Genomic DNA, 17,707 nt, shown 5'->3' on the forward strand with positions numbered 1-17,707 from the left:
CATATTATCCTCTTGTCTTGGTATTATTGGATATAGTAACGTTAACAAATCAATTATTTAAAAATATATGCTAACTATCTTCAATAAAGAAAGAACAAATATTTGGGAATTTTTTGCATTAGAAATAAAAGCAAAATTCATCAAAGGAATAAGTTGGCGTTCAGACAGGACGGAAATCAATCATAACGGTAGAAAAATAATTTTTGACAATTATACATTATGGTCGGGAAAATACGGCCAGATCATGACAAGGGTTGTGGCACCAATAGTCATTACTGATAATTTTCGCTTTGAAATTTATCGCCAGACATTTCCCAGAAACATAGGAAAAATATTTGGTGCCCAAGATATAGAAATTGGCAGGCCTGACTTTGACAAAGAATTTATCATTAAGTCAAATAATGGATTGAAAATTAAAACACTACTTCAAAATCAAGAGATTAGACATCTTATATTTTTACAGAAAGAGGTCAATATTGAAATCTCTGATCATAAAGGTGTTTATGAGGAAAAACTTCCTGAAAATCATTTTGAATTGTCTTTTTATGCTGATGGGGAAATTAAAGATATTGAACAATTAAAATCGTTACTTGGACTTTTTAAAGCAATGCTTGATAAACTTGATGAAATGAAAGCAATAGCAACTCCCTGAAAGCAATAAAGGGTATTACTTAACCAAATATATAACATAATGGCAAAAACAAAGACTACTTACACAGGCCAGAACGTCATAGATTTTGTAAACTCGTATGTTGAAAACCCGCAAAAGAAAGCAGATAGTTTCCAGTTGATTGAACTCCTGCAAAAATGGTCTTGCTCTGAACCCAAAATGTGGGGGCCATCCATTATCGGATTTGGGAATTACCATTACAAATACGCCAGCGGGCACGAAGGAGATGCTCCTGTCCTGGGTTTTTCGCCCAGAAAAGCAGCTTTTTCCCTTTATATCTACTCTGATACTGAAAAAAGTAAATTATTGCTGGCCGATTTCGGTACATACAAAATGAGCAAAGCCTGCATGTATATAAAAAAACTTTCTGACATCAATCTATCGGTTTTAGAAGCGCTTTGCTACGAATCGATCAATTACATCAGCGAACATCATGAATGCTCCTGTAGGGTAAAGTAAGAAATGAAAATTATGAAATACATCACTGTGCTTTTTTTACTTTTTGTCCAATTGGGGCATGCTCAAGTAGATTATTTTAATGGCAATTATACCATTTGCCCAATACCGAATGACAACAAATCTAAAGAAAGCTTCAAATTAGGGATAGATTGTATAAAAGCCAATTTATTTATTGGTGGCGCAAACAAACTATTTTTAGATTTAATAAAAAAAGACAGCACTTTTTGCGATGCGTATTTTTTTGCAGGTTATACATATCGCCTTTCCAATATGGATAAGGAAGCTTTGGCTTATTATTACATTGCAGATAGTTTAAGCAACAATAAGACATTGATTTTTAAACAAAATGTAGCTTTTATGGCTTCTAAAAGAGGTTCTTTTAAGCTTGCCAGAAAGAAATATAATGAAATGAAGCAGTTTTTCCCTGAAAGCCCGGAAGGGTTTTACGGAATAGCTTCAACTTCGATTTACATTGGCGATACTGAAAATGGTTTGAAAAATTTAAATATCGCGATTGAAAAATACAAGGAAAGTGGGATAAAGCTTAGCGAAGAAATTTACCTTATCAAAGGAATACTTTTGACTAGAAATGAAAAATACACCGAAAGTATAGAAGCATTTGAAAGATTGGGTGGCAAAATCACCAAAAATGATGAATATAGAACAAATTATGCTTTCAGTTTGATTAAAGTCGGAAAAGCAAATAATGACGAAAAATTAATCCAAAAAGCAAAAAAAATTTATGAAAAAATCGAAGATAAAACAACTCTTTCTGAAGTAATGCTATCTGAGTTTAAATAGAGGAAGCTATACAATAGAGATAATTTACAACAGCATTTTCGGGAATTAAAAACCAAATCAATTAAAAAAACACACTTATGAACATACAGGAACAAATAAACGAATACATAAACAGCCAGCCGGAACCGAAACGTAGTGAAATGGAGGAATTGCACCAAATCATCCTGGATATAATGCCCGAATGCAGGTTATGGTTCCTGGATGGTAAAAACAGTGATAATAAAACGGTTTCCAATCCTAATATAGGCTACGGGCTGCAGATTATGCAATATGCCGGTGGGAAAACCAGGGAATTTTATCAGATTGGGATGAGCGCCAACACCACTGGGATTTCTGTTTACATCCTTGGTATCGAAGATAAGTCCTATTTAGCCCAAGCCTACGGAAAAGACATCGGGAAGGCAAGTGTAAGCGGGTACTGCATTAAGTTCAAAACACTCAAAGACATACATATTCCTGTTCTTGAAGCAGCAATACGGTACGGGATTGAAATAGAGTAAGGGCTTTTTTACATTGTAATTACATAGAATATCTTTTTTTAGGAGCCAATCCTGCTCTCCGCTATATCTTTTTGTCCCTTTTTTAAAAAACGGGACAAAAAGGATGCCGCTGCGATCAGGGCTAGGGCAATTGCTTTTCAATTTATATCTATTCTTCCAATGCTTCATCAAAAAACAAAACTTATTTACACAACCTGAAGATTTGCAATCGAATTCCCCTTGTGGCAATTTTTTTGAAATTATTTTTTTTGCCACAAAAGTTGTGGCATTTTTTTCAAGTTCAAAAATTTTGCCACAAAAACTGTGGCAAAATTTTTCACTATTATTTTTTTGCCACACAAAATCAATCCTTTTTCCAATCTTTACAAGTTTCCCAATTGGTCATTATATTTTGCATAGCTGCAAAACCACGACTGAACAAAAAAATAATGGAGCCCTAAGACTCCATTATCATTACTGTCGGTTGACAGGTTGCTTTTCAAAAGCTTTTTATTTCTTTTTAGGCTCCTCTTTTTCGGTCTTGGTGTCCATCATTTCCATGAGTTTCATCCCCAAAAGGCCGCTGATGCCTCCTTCTGAACCGCTTGCCCCGGAGATCAGCACATCAGGGATTACCTTGATATTCCCTTTACCGATTTCTTCCGTGATCTTATACTTGGTAAAGTTATCGCCACCCATGGCAGAAACCTGTAACTGATAAGCTTCCGCCGTAGATTTACCAATAGCCATGATTTTTTCGGCTTCGGCCAAACCTGTTTTGGAAATCCTTTCGGCATCCGCGCTTGCTGTCAGCTTGGTTGCTTCCGCCTGTGCTCCCGCTCTTGCTTTGGTTGCTTCGGCTTCGGCATTGGCACGCATTTTTGTGGCTTCCGCTTCTGCGTTGACATTCAGTTTTAAACTGGTCGCATCACCTTCCGCTTTTTTAACAGTAGCATCTGCAGTCCTTTGCGCAATTTCAACACTTTGGGACGCTTTTACGATTTCTTTCTGCATATCGGCAATAGCAGTTTCTTTCTCCATTCCCTGGCGTTGTTCCTGTGCCATTTTCTGGGTTTGGTAAGTCTTTTGTTCTTCCTCGGCGATCTTTCTGTCAGTCAATGTTTTCATCAAAGAATCCGGAGGTACAATATCCCCTATCAGTGTATCGACAGCGTTTACGTTGTATTCATCCAAAACTACCTTAATATGGTTCTTAGCCGATTCCTGGCGCTCTTTTCTGGTACTTAGGAAAGAAATCACATCGCTTTCCTGAGCCGAATTCCTGAAATAGTTACCAATGGTAGGCTCCAGAACTTGTGAAACCAGGTTGGTCATACTTCCGAAACGGGCAATCACTTTAGGCGCTTCGTTTGCCGGGACGTGGATAATCTGGGAGACATCCAGGTTGAACGGGAAACCATCCTGGGAACGTACTGTAATGGTTGACAGGTTATGGTCCAGGTTATGCGATTCGCTTCGGGCATCGGCCCAGTTCAATACCAGGTTTGTGGTAGGAACGGCTTCCAGTTTGGTCGTGTATTTGTTTAAGGCATATTTTCCAGGGCCGAGAGGTTCCATCCATACGCCTCGCTGTCCTTTGGATACGATATTACCATGTTTGAAATGTTCTCCGGTCACATCCAGCCCGTCCTCGCCAATATAAGAAATCACCACACCTACATATCCGATAGGCACATCGGTCATAGGATTTTGCTCGATCTGGATGGCCCAGGTATTGATATAATATGACCCGGCCAGCATTACCTGCGGCTGCAAACCTCTGTTTCCACCCTGGTTCAGGAACTCGTCGCAGTCCTGGAAATTATTATGGCCTTCTACATACTTACCGGCAATCTGACCAATTGGAATGGGATCTCCGTCAAGGGCTGTTACGATACCGATCATGTTTTCGAAAATCTTCACCTGTTCTGCTATCACAATCTCAAAAAGGAAGGTGTTGATACGGTACGAACCTGTTGTAATAAAAGCGGTCTGGCGTCCTTTCTGCCCTCCATTATCAAGAAAGGCTTTGGCATCCTGGAAATTATCGCTGAATACTTTACGTGCCAAAATCCTACCGGTCGGGATTTCCTTACCGTCCTTACTTAAGACCAATCCGATTTTTCCTTCCGGAATAATGGTAAATGGGCTCATATCGACTGAATACTGCCAGATCCACATGCCCCAATACAAACCGGGAGCCAGTGTCTGCGCCTGGAAACCTGCTTCGCCTTTGGTAGCGATGATACGTCCGTCCGGTAAAGATCTGTCTGCACCAAAAAGCACGAATTTCTTGGTTACCAAACCTATTCTGTTTTCCGGGACAATAACCATCCCGAAGAAAACCCGCAGTACGAATTTGTAAAACAAGACAGATAATACCACAAGGATTATCCACCAAAAAGAGAAAATTGTTGTCATTTAATTAGGTTTTGAATGAATGTTTGTTTTGTTTTTGATTTTTAGAACCGATTAATAGAAGAATGATTTGTAAATTCGATGGCTATCGATTTTGGATCCTTGGCATCAGCCTGATTTTGAATCCCTTTTGAAGTTACAACACCTTTGTGTCATTATTGAATATTAATTTCTTTAAAATCGATAATTATACGATAAGAAAATTCAAATGTTACAGAAACCTATTGAATTATTTTTCATAGGATTTAAAACTGTTGTAAATCAAGCATATAAAAAATCCGCCTTGTTTTCACAAAACGGATTGTTAGGGGTAGCCAAAGCCTATTTTAGTACGCCCGGTTATTCTTTTTTAACGGCAGTGACAGCATGGGCATTCATTTTTTTCTTGTTATTCCTGATTTCGGTAACAATTATTTTGGCAGGCGCAGTGCCTAAATTTTTGGCCATATGGGTCACTGCCGGGATGTACATGGCTTCGCCAGCTTTGATATCGGCAACGACCGGAGCTTTGCCCTTGTCTGTAATTTCGAGTTTTGCATCTGTTAAGGCATATGCTACATGATTGGGATGGGAATGCCATGGAACAATTTCACCGGGAGCAATTTCCAGTTCCAATACCCGCACATTTTCATTTTCCAGGACAACTCTTTTATAAATCGAAGGAGCCACAACATGAGGATCCTGCCCATACAAATAGGTGCCAAACATTAGGAATAACCCAATGAACCGCACCGTTGGAATTAGCTTCATTGTTTTCATTGTCTTTTATTTAAATTATTTTTCAGTTTGTGTGGCATTTGCCTGTTTCCTGCCGTTTAATGTGGTACGTGTTTGCGCAGCGAAAAGATATCGCCGTTTTTAAAAATGTAAGTGTGATAAAACCTGACAGTTATGGAGAACTTCCGGAGAAAACCAGTTTTTGGAAACCAAAGCAGGACAACCGCTTTTTCAGTGTTACAAATGTAGTGAAAAACCAGCAATAAAGTACTGATTTTCAAACGAATATCAAATACATAGAAATAAAAAATCCGTCTTGCTTTCGCAAAACGGATTCCTATAATGACAGTACTACTGTTTTTACAAATGGATCACTTCGCCATAAGCATCGGCTACGGCTTCCATAACCGCTTCACTCATGGTTGGGTGCGGGTGGATCGATTTCAGGATCTCATGCCCTGTCGTTTCCAGTTTACGGGCAACAACCGCTTCTGCGATCATATCGGTCACTCCGGCACCAATCATATGGCAGCCTAACCATTCTCCGTATTTTGCATCGAAAATCACTTTTACAAAACCGTCAGGAGTCCCGGCAGCTTTTGCTTTTCCTGAAGCCGAGAAAGGAAACTTCCCTACTTTGATCTCATATCCTTTTTCTTTAGCCGCTTTTTCAGTAAGGCCTACAGAAGCAATCTCCGGAGTCGCATAAGTACAGCCCGGAACATTCCCATAATCAATCGGGTCTACATGCTGGCCTGCAATTTTTTCCACACAATTGATTCCTTCAGCAGAAGCAACGTGAGCCAAAGCCTGCCCAGGCGTTACATCTCCAATGGCATAATAGCCCGGAATATTGGTCTGGTTGTATGCGTTTACTAAAATCTTATCCTTATCTGTAGCGATACCTACTTCTTCCAGTCCGATACCTTCGATATTTGTTTTGATACCAACAGCTGAAAGTACAATATCCGCTTCCAGGATTTCTTCTCCTTTGGCTGTTTTTACGGTAGCTTTTACACCTTTTCCGGATACATCCACTTTTTCAACCGAAGCATTTGTCATCACCGTAATACCTGATTTTTTCAAAGAACGCTCAAATTGTTTTGAGATATCTTCATCTTCAACAGGCACAACATTTGGCATGAATTCCACAATAGTTACCTGGGTTCCCATCGCATTGTAGAAACTTGCGAATTCCACCCCAATCGCTCCCGAACCTACTACAATCATAGATTTAGGCTGCTCTGCAAGGGTCATCGCCTGTCTGTAACCGATGATTTTCTTACCGTCCTGAGGCAGGTTCGGCAATTCGCGGGAACGGGCACCGGTAGCAATGATGATATGGTCTGCACTATATTCTGTTACTTTACCGTCAGCCGCCGTAACGTCTAATTTTTTCCCAGGCTTAAGTTTTCCGAAACCTTCAATAACATCGATCTTATTTTTTTTCATCAGGAACTGGACACCTTTGCTCATTCCTTCAGCAACACCACGGGAACGGGAAACCACGGCAGAGAAATCCTTATCGAACTCTTTTACCGTCAATCCGTAATCGGACGCATGCTTGAGGTATTCGAAAACCTGTGCTGATTTCAACAAAGCCTTGGTTGGGATACAACCCCAGTTCAAGCAAACGCCTCCAAGGTTTTCCTTCTCGACAACCGCTACCTTAAATCCTAATTGCGATGCTCTGATGGCTGTTACATAACCTCCTGGCCCACTTCCTAAAACAATAATATCGTATTTCATATTTCAGTATTTAATTTCAGTTAGCGAAAATAAGCAAATAGTATGTACTACTAAAATATTTCAATGTTTTTTTAGGGCGTTTTAACCTGCTATCCGCTGCAATCTTTTTTGCCATGTTTCCTGCATCCGCTTTGCAAGCGAGCGGTACTTAAAGACAAAAAAGGATTTCCGCTGCTATCAGGAACGCAAAATCCGGTATAAAAACATATTCTAATGTATGAATTTGCCACTTTAAAACTTTCCACAGCATGACTTTATGACTTTACACTAATAAATCGTACCTTTGCGCCTCAATTTTTGAAACATGAGATTACATAGGAATTTAGTTTACACAACGATAGACTCTTTAAACGCAATTTTTAACGAAGGGGAATATGCCGATAAAGTAGTGGCACGAGCCTTAAAAAAAGACAAACGCTGGGGAAGCTCCGACCGCAAATTCGTAGCCGAAACCATCTATGAAATCGTACGCTGGAAGCGCTTGTATTCTGAAATTGCAGAAGTCAAAGAACCTTTCGACCGTGACAATATCTGGCGGATGTTCGCCGTATGGGCGGTACTTCGCGGTTACCCAATCCCGGACTGGCGCCAGCTGGACGGAACTCCTGAACGTAAAATAAAAGGACGTTTTGACGAATTGTCAAAAATAAGAGCCATCAAGGAATCCATTCCGGATTGGATGGACGAATTGGGCGTAAAGGAACTGGGAGAGAAAGTCTGGGCTACCGAAATCGCGGCCCAAAACCAGCAGGCAAAAGTTATTTTGAGGACCAATACCTTAAAAACAACCCGTGACAAACTGCGTTCCATCTTAATGGATCTGAACATCGATACGGAAACCCTGAAAGACCAGCCGGAAGCCTTGGTACTTAAGGAAAGAGCAAACGTTTTCTTAACAGATGCCTTCAAGGAAGGATTGTTTGAAGTACAGGATGCTTCCTCACAATTAGTAGCCCATTTCCTGGATGTAAAACCCGGGATGAGGGTCGTGGATACTTGTGCCGGCGCGGGCGGGAAAACGCTTCATATTGCTTCTTTAATGGAAAACAAAGGGCAATTGATCGCTATGGACCTCTATGAAAGCAAATTAAAGCAATTAAAATTGAGAGCGAAAAGAAACAGTGCTTTCAATATCGAATACAGGATTATCGACACAACAAAAGTCATCAAAAAACTGCACGAAAAAGCCGACAGGGTCCTAATTGATGCACCTTGCAGCGGTTTGGGCGTTTTAAAAAGAAACCCGGACGCAAAATGGAAACTCCAGCCTGAATTCATCGACAATATCCGCAAAGTCCAGGCAGAAGTCCTGGAAAGCTATTCTAAAATAGTAAAGCCCGGAGGAAAGCTTGTCTATGCCACTTGCTCGGTCTTACCCTCTGAAAATCAGGAGCAAATTAAGAAATTCTTAACCTCTGAGACTGGAAAAAACTTTACCTTTGCCAAAGACGTGAAGATTTTAGCTTCCGAATCAGGTTTTGACGGATTCTATATGGCTTTGCTGGAAAGAAAAGCATAATACCATAGTATTTTTCATACGTAAAAAGGCCAAAAACAAAAATTTGTTAAAATTCTAATCCAATATTGGAATTTTAATGTAAGTTTGCTGCCCCAAAATTTAAAAGCACATTATAAGCATTTTATTACAAAAATTACTATGAAGAAAATCTACGTTTTATTATTATCATTAAGCATGGCGGTTGGTTTTGCCCAAACATGCCCGTCGAATTTAACAACTTACTATAGTTCAGCAACCGGAACAGGTTATACGCTAAAGACACAATTGTTCAACATAATCGGCTCGCATACTACCTTATCTTATACTCCGGGCTTATGGAATTTGTATTACACTTCAGATGTAAGGGCAGACGGCAAAGTCTGGGATGTTTATTCTAACTGCAATTTCGTTTTCGGATCAGTAGCTACAGGTGGAAACCAGGATAATGGAACCGGCGGATCTGTTGAGTGCGAACGATACAACAGAGAGCATACTTTTCCTAAAAGCTGGTTTGGTGGCACTTCAGGAATACCGATGTATACCGATGCTTTCCACGTAATGCCGACTGACAAAAAAGACAATGGCCAAAGAGGGAGCATTCCTTACGGCGTTGTAGGCGGAACTCCAACATATACTACAAGCAATGGCTCTAAAGTAGGGGTTTGTACAGCTCCAAATAGTCCAGCTTCATTAGTTGTTTTTGAACCGGCTGACCAATACAAAGGAGATATTGCCAGAAACTATTTTTATATGGCAACCTGCTATCAGGATAGAATTGCTTCCTGGCAAAATATCGACCCGACCAATAACGGTCAAAAAGTCCTGGATGGTACAAGCGACCATTGTTACCAGAACTGGTACCTGGACTTGATGCTTACCTGGCATTTGGCAGATCCTGTAAGTCAAAAGGAAATTGACCGTAACAATGCCGTTTGTGCGGCACAAAACAACAGGAACCCATTTATTGACCATCCTGAATTTGCAACACAGATATGGGGATTCCCATTGGCTACAGACCAGTTTGCTTTATCGGCCAATATCAATGTGTATCCTAATCCGTCGAACGACCACAAGATAAATATCGATTCTGAAGCCATCCTGGATACAATAGAACTGGTCAATATAAATGGTCAATTGATGCAGCAGGTTAAAAATCCGGTAGCTCAAAATCATACATATACTTTAGAAAATTTACCTCAAGGGTTTTATTTCCTTAAATTGAGTTCAAATGATAAAACAATCATTAAAAAGGTTGTTATAAACTAAAACAAAGCGGCTATGGCCGCTTTTTTACGTTTGCTTTACTGTTAAACGCGTTACAAATCTTTAATCAAGAAAAACCAAAATGAAAAAAATCTACTCTTTAGTTGCAATCCTTTTTACGATGATCGGATTTGCCCAGGTTCCAGCCGGTTACTACAATACGGCAACAGGAACGGGAGCTGCTTTGAAAACCAATCTTAGGAAAATCATTGATAATGTTAACAATGGCTTAGCGTCAGAGCATGTTTCCACAGATAACGGCTATAACGGCCTGTATACGACTTACCAGACTTCAGACATCGATAGTTTTTACGAAAATGACGGTACCATAATGGATATGTATTCCGAAAGGCCAACCGCAGCTGATCCTTACAATTATTCCCCTGGAAGTACGCAACGTTGCGGGAATTACAGCGCCGAAGGAGATTGTTACAACAGGGAGCACATGATTCCGCAGTCTATTTTTGATTCGAATGCGCCAATGGTTTCAGATGCACATTTCATTACTCCTACCGACGGAAAAGTAAATGGTGTAAGGAGCAATTATCCGCATGGGAAAGTGGCTACTGCCTCAATAACCTCATTAAATGGAAGTAAATTAGGTTCCAGTGCCGTTCCAGGCTATTCCGGGACCGTGTTCGAACCGATTGATGAATTCAAAGGAGACATCGCCAGGATGTATTTTTATTTTGTAACCCGTTACGAAACAACTGTTTCAGGGTATTCTTATGCTGCTTTTAGCGGAAATGCATATCCTGCGATTGATTCGGCTTTCTTAACAATGCTGATGAGCTGGCATACGAATGATCCGGTAAGTGCTTTTGAAATTGCCCGAAACAATGCTATTTATGCCAGACAAAACAATCGTAACCCTTATATTGACCATCCTGAATATGTAGACTTGGTTTGGGGTGCAACCAGTTGCCCGGCTGATACCCAGGCGCCTACTGCTCCAACGAATGTTACTGTAACCAATACGACATCCTCTACCATAACGTTGTCCTGGACAGCCAGCACGGATAATATCGGTGTAACCAATTATGATATTTATGTTGATGGTGTGAAATATGCTTCCAGCGGAGGTACTACTTCCATTACATTAAACGGTTTGAATCCTTCTACTACCTATAGTATTTATGTGATTGCCAAAGACTGTAAGGACAACCTTTCGCCTGCGAGCAATACTACCAATGGGACTACACTGGCCAATACCGGTGGAAGCTGTTCCGGTTCGATCACAGAAAATTTTGAAGCAATCCCTTCAGGCGGTTCGACCTACGGCACCTATTCCTGGACAAACCCGACCACAAACGTTTCCTGGACCGCAACAGATTCCAGGACAGACCAGACCATCAATACGAAATCGATTACGGTAAGGAACGGTTCTTTGACATCGGGCACGATTTCTAATGGTATTGGAGAAATAACCGTGACTACACAACTGAAATTTACCGGTTCAGCCGGAACTTTTACGGTAAAAGTGAACGGCGTTACTGCCGGGACAATCCCTTATAGCGCAACGGCAACCACTACGACCCTTTCAAATATCAATACTGCAGGGAATGTTGTGATCAGTTTCGATTCCAATACAACCACGAGCAATCGTGTGGCGTTTGATGACCTGACCTGGACTTGCTACAGCCCGATGGATGTTAATGATTTCACTATCGAAGAGTTTATTATTTATCCGAATCCGGCAAATGACCATCGCATCAATATCAAAACCCTTACGGCGCTTGATCAGATCCAATTAGTTAATGTCAACGGGCAAATCATCAAACAGCTAGACCATCCGAAGGCCAACCAGGATGTTTATACTCTGGAAAACTTACCTCAAGGCTTTTACTTATTGAAGTTAAGCTCTGATAATCAGACAATTGTTAAAAAGATTGTTATCAACTAATTAGAAAGCGGCAAATTTGCCGCTTTTTTTATACCTAGTTTTATCATCAGGTTACGGTAACATAACCTTTATATAATCTTGCCCTCAAACCTATTGTTTATCTTATAAATATTTTTGTATGATGTAAAAAACTGAAACTAACCAAACCATTCAACAATGAAATCAAAATTAGTATTGCTTGCCTTTTTATTTTCGATTTTCTCGTTTTCACAGATCCCTTCCGGTTATTATAATACGGCAACCGGGACAGGTTACACTCTTAAAACTCAATTATACAACAAAATAAAGGGGCATTCCGATAAAGGTTATGCCGGGCTTTGGACAACCTTTGGCACTTCGGACAGGGACAATCAATACGAAAATGACAATACTATAATCGATATTTATTCTGAAAACCCTACGGGAGCGGATCCTTATGAATATACGTACAGCACGGATCAATGCGGTACTTATAGTGTAGAAGGGAATTGTTATAACAGGGAACACATCGTTCCGCAATCTGTTTTTAACGAATCGGCCCCAATGGTTTCCGATGCACACCACATTACTCCTACCGATGGGAAAGTAAACGGGATGAGAGGCAATTACCCTCACGGAAAAGTAGCTACGGTAACCTGGACATCCTTAAACGGAAGCAAATTAGGTTCCAGTGCTGTTTCAGGATATTCCGGGACGGTTTTTGAACCGGTAAATGAATTTAAAGGAGACATTGCCCGGATGTATTTTTATTTTGCCACCCGATATGAAAATACTATTGCAGGTTATTCTTATCCAATGTTTAACGGGACAAGCAACCAGGTTTTTACCAACACTTTCAGGGATATGTTACTGGCATGGCACACCCAGGATCCGGTAAGTGCCCGTGAGATAGCGCGCAACAACGCTATTTATGCCCGCCAGGGAAACCGTAATCCGTATATTGACCATCCGGAATATGTAAATGCAATTTGGGGAACCGTAACGCCGCCTGCAGACACCCAGGCTCCAACCGCACCTTCGAACGTGACGGTGTCAAACATTGCCCAGACATCCCTTACTTTGAACTGGACAGCCTCAACTGACAATGTAGCCGTTACCGGATATGATATTTATATGAACGGAAGCCTGAAAACATCGATTTCTGTCACAACCGCTTCCATCACAGGGCTAACTGCCGCCACTGCTTATTCTTTTTATATTAAGGCCAAAGATGCTGCCGGGAATACATCTGCTTCCAGCGCGACTGTAAATACAACCACATCTTCTTCCTCCGCAACAGCAACCGATTTGTATTTTTCAGAATACCTGGAAGGTTCTTCCAACAATAAAGCCATTGAGATCACCAATGCCACCGGAAGTTCCGTTAGCCTTTCTTCCTATAGCATTAAAAAACAAACCAATGGTTCCGGGTCCTGGAGTACAGGATTGGTTTTATCGGGAACGATGGCCAACGGGGCAAAATTCGTCCTGGTCAATAGTTCGATATCTTCAGCATGTTATCCAACCTCTTCAGCCAATGTTTCGACAACGGCAACAGAATTGGCTTTCAACGGAAATGATGCACTCGGTTTATTCAAAAATGGCGTGCTAATTGACATTATTGGAACATTCAATGGCGGAACAGCCGATTTTTCGATTGATGAAACGCTGCGCAGAAAAACAACGGTTACGGTTCCCAAAACCACTTTCAACAAATCGGCCGATTGGACCGTTTATACTACCGATACCTGCTCCGGGATCGGGAATCGGCTGGGCCAGGAAGCGGAAACCAAAGAAATAACCACAGGAAATGATTTCAGGATTTACCCGAATCCTTCCCACGGCGAATTCACAATAGGATTTGAAACCACATCGGCCGGCAGCACGGTTGCCATATATTCCGTCGTTGGCGAAAAAGTTTTTGAAAGGACAAACAATACCGGTATTCCCATCACAATATCCCATTTGGAAAAAGGAATTTACCTTATAAAATTCACTAAAGACTCCAAAACAATTACTAAAAAAATAATTATTAACTAAAAATAAAGCGGCAAAATTGCCGCTTTATTTTTTTAATACTAAATTTGCACTTTCAACACAACAACACAAACAACACACACAATGATTTATTTCTTCGGAAACCAAACCAATTCGGTTTTTGCAGTACATACAAGCGCTAGTGAAGTATCTGCAGAAGACATCAATAAATTAAACTGGCTTTTTGGCAACGCACATAGAATAGAAAAATCCGTACTGACGGATTTTTTTGTTGGTCCCCGTGCCGCTATGGTAACGCCTTGGAGCACGAATGCCGTTGAGATTACCCAGAACATGGGTATTTCGGGGATTATCAGGATTGAAGAGTTTGAAAAATCAACTTCTGATTTTATGGCATTCGACCCGATGATTTCGCAAAAATATACCGAACTCAACCAGGACATCTTTACCATCAATATCCTTCCGGAACCTATTTTGGACATTGAAGATATTGCCGCTTACAACCAGCAGGAAGGTTTGGCTTTAAGTAGCGAAGAAGTGGATTATTTAAATAGCCTGGCTGTCAAATTAGGTCGCAAACTGACTGATTCGGAGATTTTTGCTTTCTCACAAGCCAATTCCGAACACTGCCGCCATAAGATTTTCAATGGTACTTTTGTGATTGACGGGGAAGAAAAACCTACTTCCTTATTCAAACTAATCAAAAAAACTTCTGAACAAAATCCAAACGATATTGTTTCGGCCTATAAAGACAACGTTGCTTTTGTAAAAGGGCCCCGTGTTACCCAATTTGCCCCTAAATCTGCGGACAAACCTGATTTTTACACTGAAAAAGAATTTGATTCGGTTCTTTCCTTAAAAGCCGAAACTCACAATTTCCCTACAACTGTTGAACCTTTCAACGGAGCCGCAACCGGTTCGGGAGGAGAAATCCGTGACCGTTTGGCCGGAGGCCAGGGCTCATTGCCTTTGGCTGGAACCGCTGTTTACATGACTTCTTATTCCCGACTGGAAAATGGCAGGACATGGGAAGAATCCATGAACGAAAGGCCTTGGCTATACCAAACACCGATGGATATCCTGATCAAGGCGTCCAACGGAGCTTCCGATTTTGGAAATAAATTCGGGCAACCGCTGATTACCGGTTCTATCCTAACGTTCGAGCACGAAGAAGAAGGCCGCAAAACAGGGTATGACAAAGTGATCATGCAAGCCGGTGGAATCGGTTACGGGAAACTCGATCAAGCCATCAAGAAAAAACCGCAGGAAGGTGATAAAATCGTTATTTTAGGTGGTGAGAATTACAGGATCGGAATGGGCGGAGCTGCCGTATCTTCTGCAGATACCGGAGCTTTCGGTTCAGGAATCGAACTCAATGCCATCCAGCGTTCCAACCCGGAAATGCAAAAACGTGCTGCCAATGCCATCCGTGGATTGGTAGAAAGTGACAACAACCCTATCGTTTCCATTCATGACCACGGAGCCGGAGGGCACCTAAACTGCCTTTCCGAATTAGTGGAAGAAACCGGAGGATTGATCGACCTGGACAAACTGCCAGTAGGAGACCCTACCCTTTCGGCCAAGGAAATCATCGGAAATGAATCCCAGGAAAGAATGGGATTGGTTATCGGAGAGGAAAATATCGACATCCTTCAGAAAATTGCAGACAGGGAACGTTCGCCAATGTACCAGGTGGGTGATGTAACGTCAGACCATCGTTTTACTTTCGAATCAAAATCAACAGGGATAAAACCAATGGACTATGCCCTGGAAGATTTCTTCGGAAGTTCTCCAAAAACAATTATGGCAGATAAAACCATTGCCCGGAATTACGCCGGCCTGGACTATGCCGTTTCCAATATCCCAGCCTACCTTAACCAGGTACTCCAGCTCGAAGCTGTAGCCTGTAAAGACTGGCTGACCAATAAAGTGGACCGTTGTGTGGGTGGACGGGTGGCCAAACAGCAATGCGCCGGACCATTACAATTGCCGCTAAATAACGTTGGTGTGATGGCCCTTGATTTTAAAGGGAAAGAAGGAATTGCCACTACAATAGGCCATTCTCCTGTTTCCGCATTGATCGATCCTGTGGCCGGTTCACGAAATGCCATCGGGGAAGCCTTATCAAACCTGGTTTGGGCGCCTTTAAAAGACGGGTTGAAATCCGTTTCGCTTTCTGCCAACTGGATGTGGGCTTGTAAAAATGAAGGAGAAGATGCCAGGTTGTATGAAGCTGTAAAAGGATGTTCAGATTTTGCCATCGAATTGGGCATCAACATCCCGACAGGGAAAGATTCACTTTCCATGAAACAAAAATACCCGAATGATGAAGTCATTGCTCCCGGAACGGTTATCATTTCGGCAGCAGGGAATTGTTCCAATATCACAAAAGTTGTCGAACCGGTTTTACAAAGAAACGGCGGCAACATTTATTATATCAATTTATCTCAGGACACTTTCAAATTGGGCGGATCTTCTTTTGCCCAGGTTTTGAATAAAATCGGGGCGGAAACCCCAACGGTTAAAAATGCGGAGTATTTCAAAAAAGCCTTTGCCCTTCTACAGGATTTGATAAAAGAGCGCAAAATCAAGGCCGGACACGATGTTGGAAGTGGTGGTTTGATTACCACTTTACTGGAAATGAGTTTCGCCGATGTTAACCTCGGAGCGCAGTATAATCTCTCTTCTTTAGGAGAAAAAGACACTGTCAAAACCTTATTCAACGAAAACATCGCTGTTGTTTTCCAGGCCGATGCAGAAGTGGAAGCTGTTTTTGCCCAAAATAGTATCGAAATTTTCAATATCGGAAGCGTAGTGGAAGGAAACACGGTTTCTGTGAGCAATTTTGAGGAACATTTCAATTTCAACATTACAGAAATAAGGGATACATGGTTCAAAACATCATTCCTCCTGGATTCGAAACAATCCAAAAACGGTACCGCAGCAGTCCGTTATGCCAATTATAAAAACCAGCCGCTTGCCTACACTTTCCCTTCTCATTTTGACGGAAAAGCGCCTGTTATCGATACTTCAAAAGCAAAACCTAAAGCAGCCATCATCCGTGAAAAAGGCAGCAATTCCGAAAGGGAAATGGCAAATGCGATGTTCCTGGCCGGTTTTGATGTAAAAGATGTCCACATGACCGATTTGATTTCAGGTCGTGAAACCCTGGAAGACATCCAGTTTATCGGAGCTGTGGGAGGATTTTCCAATTCCGATGTTTTAGGGTCTGCCAAAGGATGGGCCGGAGCCTTTTTATACAATGAAAAAGCGAACACCGCACTGAAAAACTTCTTTAAAAGAGAAGATACGCTTTCTGTCGGGATTTGCAACGGATGCCAATTGTTTATGGAGCTGGAACTGATCAATCCGGAGCATGAGGTACACGGAAAAATGTTGCATAACGAGAGCCAGAAACACGAAAGTATTTTTACATCGGTTACGGTACAAAAAAACAATTCGGTGATGCTTTCTTCCCTGGAAGGTACTACTTTAGGGGTTTGGGTTTCCCATGGAGAAGGTAAATTCCAATTGCCGTATGCGGAAGACCAATACGAAATCGTCGGGAAATACGGTTATGCCGAATATCCGTCCAATCCGAACGGTTCAGCCTTCAACACGGCCATGATGTGTGATAAGACCGGACGCCATTTGGTAACCATGCCGCATATTGAGCGTTCCACTTTCCCATGGAACTGGGCCCATTATCCAAACAACGGCCATAAAGACGAAGTAACGCCATGGCATGAAGCTTTTGTAAATGCCAGAAAATGGATCGAAAATAAATAACCATA

12 protein-coding genes are annotated in these 17,707 nt (G+C 41.4%); 9 read left to right on the top strand and 3 right to left on the bottom strand.

Going from position 1 to position 17,707, the window contains the following annotated elements; all coding sequences use genetic code 11:
- Positions 1–67 precede the first annotated feature (67 nt).
- The 4 genes from E4635_RS02430 to E4635_RS02445 all read left to right on the top strand — a co-directional run bounded on the left by E4635_RS02430 (position 68) and on the right by E4635_RS02445 (position 2,430).
- Positions 68–652 (top strand): hypothetical protein, encoded by a 585-nt coding sequence (locus E4635_RS02430; protein ID WP_135525012.1) that lies wholly within the window; start codon positions 68–70, stop codon positions 650–652.
- A gap of 39 nt (positions 653–691) precedes the next feature.
- Positions 692–1,129, top strand: coding sequence for a DUF1801 domain-containing protein (locus E4635_RS02435; RefSeq protein ID WP_135525013.1), 438 nt, complete (start codon positions 692–694; stop codon positions 1,127–1,129).
- A 12-nt stretch (positions 1,130–1,141) separates the two neighbouring features.
- Positions 1,142–1,930 carry a tetratricopeptide repeat protein gene (locus E4635_RS02440; protein WP_135525014.1) on the top strand — a complete coding sequence of 263 codons (789 nt, stop codon included), beginning with the start codon at positions 1,142–1,144 and terminating at the stop codon, positions 1,928–1,930.
- A gap of 77 nt (positions 1,931–2,007) precedes the next feature.
- Positions 2,008–2,430 carry a DUF1801 domain-containing protein gene (locus E4635_RS02445; protein ID WP_135525015.1) on the top strand — a complete coding sequence of 141 codons (423 nt, stop codon included), beginning with the start codon at positions 2,008–2,010 and terminating at the stop codon, positions 2,428–2,430.
- A gap of 489 nt (positions 2,431–2,919) precedes the next feature.
- Here E4635_RS02445 and E4635_RS02450 read toward each other — a convergent pair whose 3' ends face one another.
- From E4635_RS02450 to lpdA, 3 genes are all read right to left on the bottom strand, one after another.
- The gene (locus E4635_RS02450; RefSeq protein WP_135525016.1) at positions 2,920–4,830 is read right to left on the bottom strand and encodes an SPFH domain-containing protein; all 1,911 of its coding nucleotides are present in this window, start codon (positions 4,828–4,830) and stop codon (positions 2,920–2,922) included.
- 336 nt (positions 4,831–5,166) lie between these two features.
- On the bottom strand, positions 5,167–5,586 hold the full coding sequence (locus E4635_RS02455; RefSeq protein ID WP_135525017.1) for a cupin domain-containing protein: 420 nt from the start codon (positions 5,584–5,586) through the stop codon (positions 5,167–5,169).
- 318 nt (positions 5,587–5,904) lie between these two features.
- Positions 5,905–7,293, bottom strand: coding sequence for a dihydrolipoyl dehydrogenase (gene lpdA, locus E4635_RS02460; RefSeq protein WP_135525018.1), 1,389 nt, complete (start codon positions 7,291–7,293; stop codon positions 5,905–5,907).
- 304 nt (positions 7,294–7,597) lie between these two features.
- Between lpdA and E4635_RS02465 the strand changes: the two genes are divergently transcribed.
- The 5 genes from E4635_RS02465 (at position 7,598) to purL (ending at position 17,702) form a co-directional block, all read left to right on the top strand.
- Positions 7,598–8,812 carry an RsmB/NOP family class I SAM-dependent RNA methyltransferase gene (locus tag E4635_RS02465; protein ID WP_135525019.1) on the top strand — a complete coding sequence of 405 codons (1,215 nt, stop codon included), beginning with the start codon at positions 7,598–7,600 and terminating at the stop codon, positions 8,810–8,812.
- A gap of 138 nt (positions 8,813–8,950) precedes the next feature.
- Positions 8,951–10,057, top strand: a complete 1,107-nt coding sequence (locus tag E4635_RS02470) for an endonuclease (RefSeq protein WP_135525020.1) — start codon at positions 8,951–8,953, stop codon at positions 10,055–10,057.
- 79 nt (positions 10,058–10,136) lie between these two features.
- Positions 10,137–11,957 (top strand): endonuclease, encoded by a 1,821-nt coding sequence (locus E4635_RS02475; RefSeq protein WP_135525021.1) that lies wholly within the window; start codon positions 10,137–10,139, stop codon positions 11,955–11,957.
- Between the two features lie 156 nt (positions 11,958–12,113).
- Positions 12,114–13,955 carry an endonuclease gene (locus E4635_RS02480; RefSeq protein ID WP_135525022.1) on the top strand — a complete coding sequence of 614 codons (1,842 nt, stop codon included), beginning with the start codon at positions 12,114–12,116 and terminating at the stop codon, positions 13,953–13,955.
- 81 nt (positions 13,956–14,036) lie between these two features.
- Positions 14,037–17,702 (top strand): phosphoribosylformylglycinamidine synthase, encoded by a 3,666-nt coding sequence (gene purL / locus E4635_RS02485; RefSeq protein WP_135525023.1) that lies wholly within the window; start codon positions 14,037–14,039, stop codon positions 17,700–17,702.
- Positions 17,703–17,707 lie beyond the last annotated feature (5 nt).

It is taken from the genome of Flavobacterium humi (genome assembly GCF_004745595.1).
Lineage (GTDB): Bacteria > Bacteroidota > Bacteroidia > Flavobacteriales > Flavobacteriaceae > Flavobacterium > Flavobacterium humi.

Bases quoted from the DNA above. Each gene is read 5' to 3' on its own strand.
- E4635_RS02430 (WP_135525012.1), top strand. From the start codon at position 68: ATGCTAACTATCTTCAATAAAGAAAGAACAAATATTTGGGAATTTTTT.
- E4635_RS02435 (WP_135525013.1), top strand. From the start codon at position 692: ATGGCAAAAACAAAGACTACTTACACAGGCCAGAACGTCATAGATTTT.
- E4635_RS02440 (WP_135525014.1), top strand. From the start codon at position 1,142: ATGAAATACATCACTGTGCTTTTTTTACTTTTTGTCCAATTGGGGCAT.
- E4635_RS02445 (WP_135525015.1), top strand. From the start codon at position 2,008: ATGAACATACAGGAACAAATAAACGAATACATAAACAGCCAGCCGGAA.
- E4635_RS02450 (WP_135525016.1), bottom strand. From the start codon at position 4,830: ATGACAACAATTTTCTCTTTTTGGTGGATAATCCTTGTGGTATTATCT.
- E4635_RS02455 (WP_135525017.1), bottom strand. From the start codon at position 5,586: ATGAAAACAATGAAGCTAATTCCAACGGTGCGGTTCATTGGGTTATTC.
- lpdA (WP_135525018.1), bottom strand. From the start codon at position 7,293: ATGAAATACGATATTATTGTTTTAGGAAGTGGGCCAGGAGGTTATGTA.
- E4635_RS02465 (WP_135525019.1), top strand. From the start codon at position 7,598: ATGAGATTACATAGGAATTTAGTTTACACAACGATAGACTCTTTAAAC.
- E4635_RS02470 (WP_135525020.1), top strand. From the start codon at position 8,951: ATGAAGAAAATCTACGTTTTATTATTATCATTAAGCATGGCGGTTGGT.
- E4635_RS02475 (WP_135525021.1), top strand. From the start codon at position 10,137: ATGAAAAAAATCTACTCTTTAGTTGCAATCCTTTTTACGATGATCGGA.
- E4635_RS02480 (WP_135525022.1), top strand. From the start codon at position 12,114: ATGAAATCAAAATTAGTATTGCTTGCCTTTTTATTTTCGATTTTCTCG.
- purL (WP_135525023.1), top strand. From the start codon at position 14,037: ATGATTTATTTCTTCGGAAACCAAACCAATTCGGTTTTTGCAGTACAT.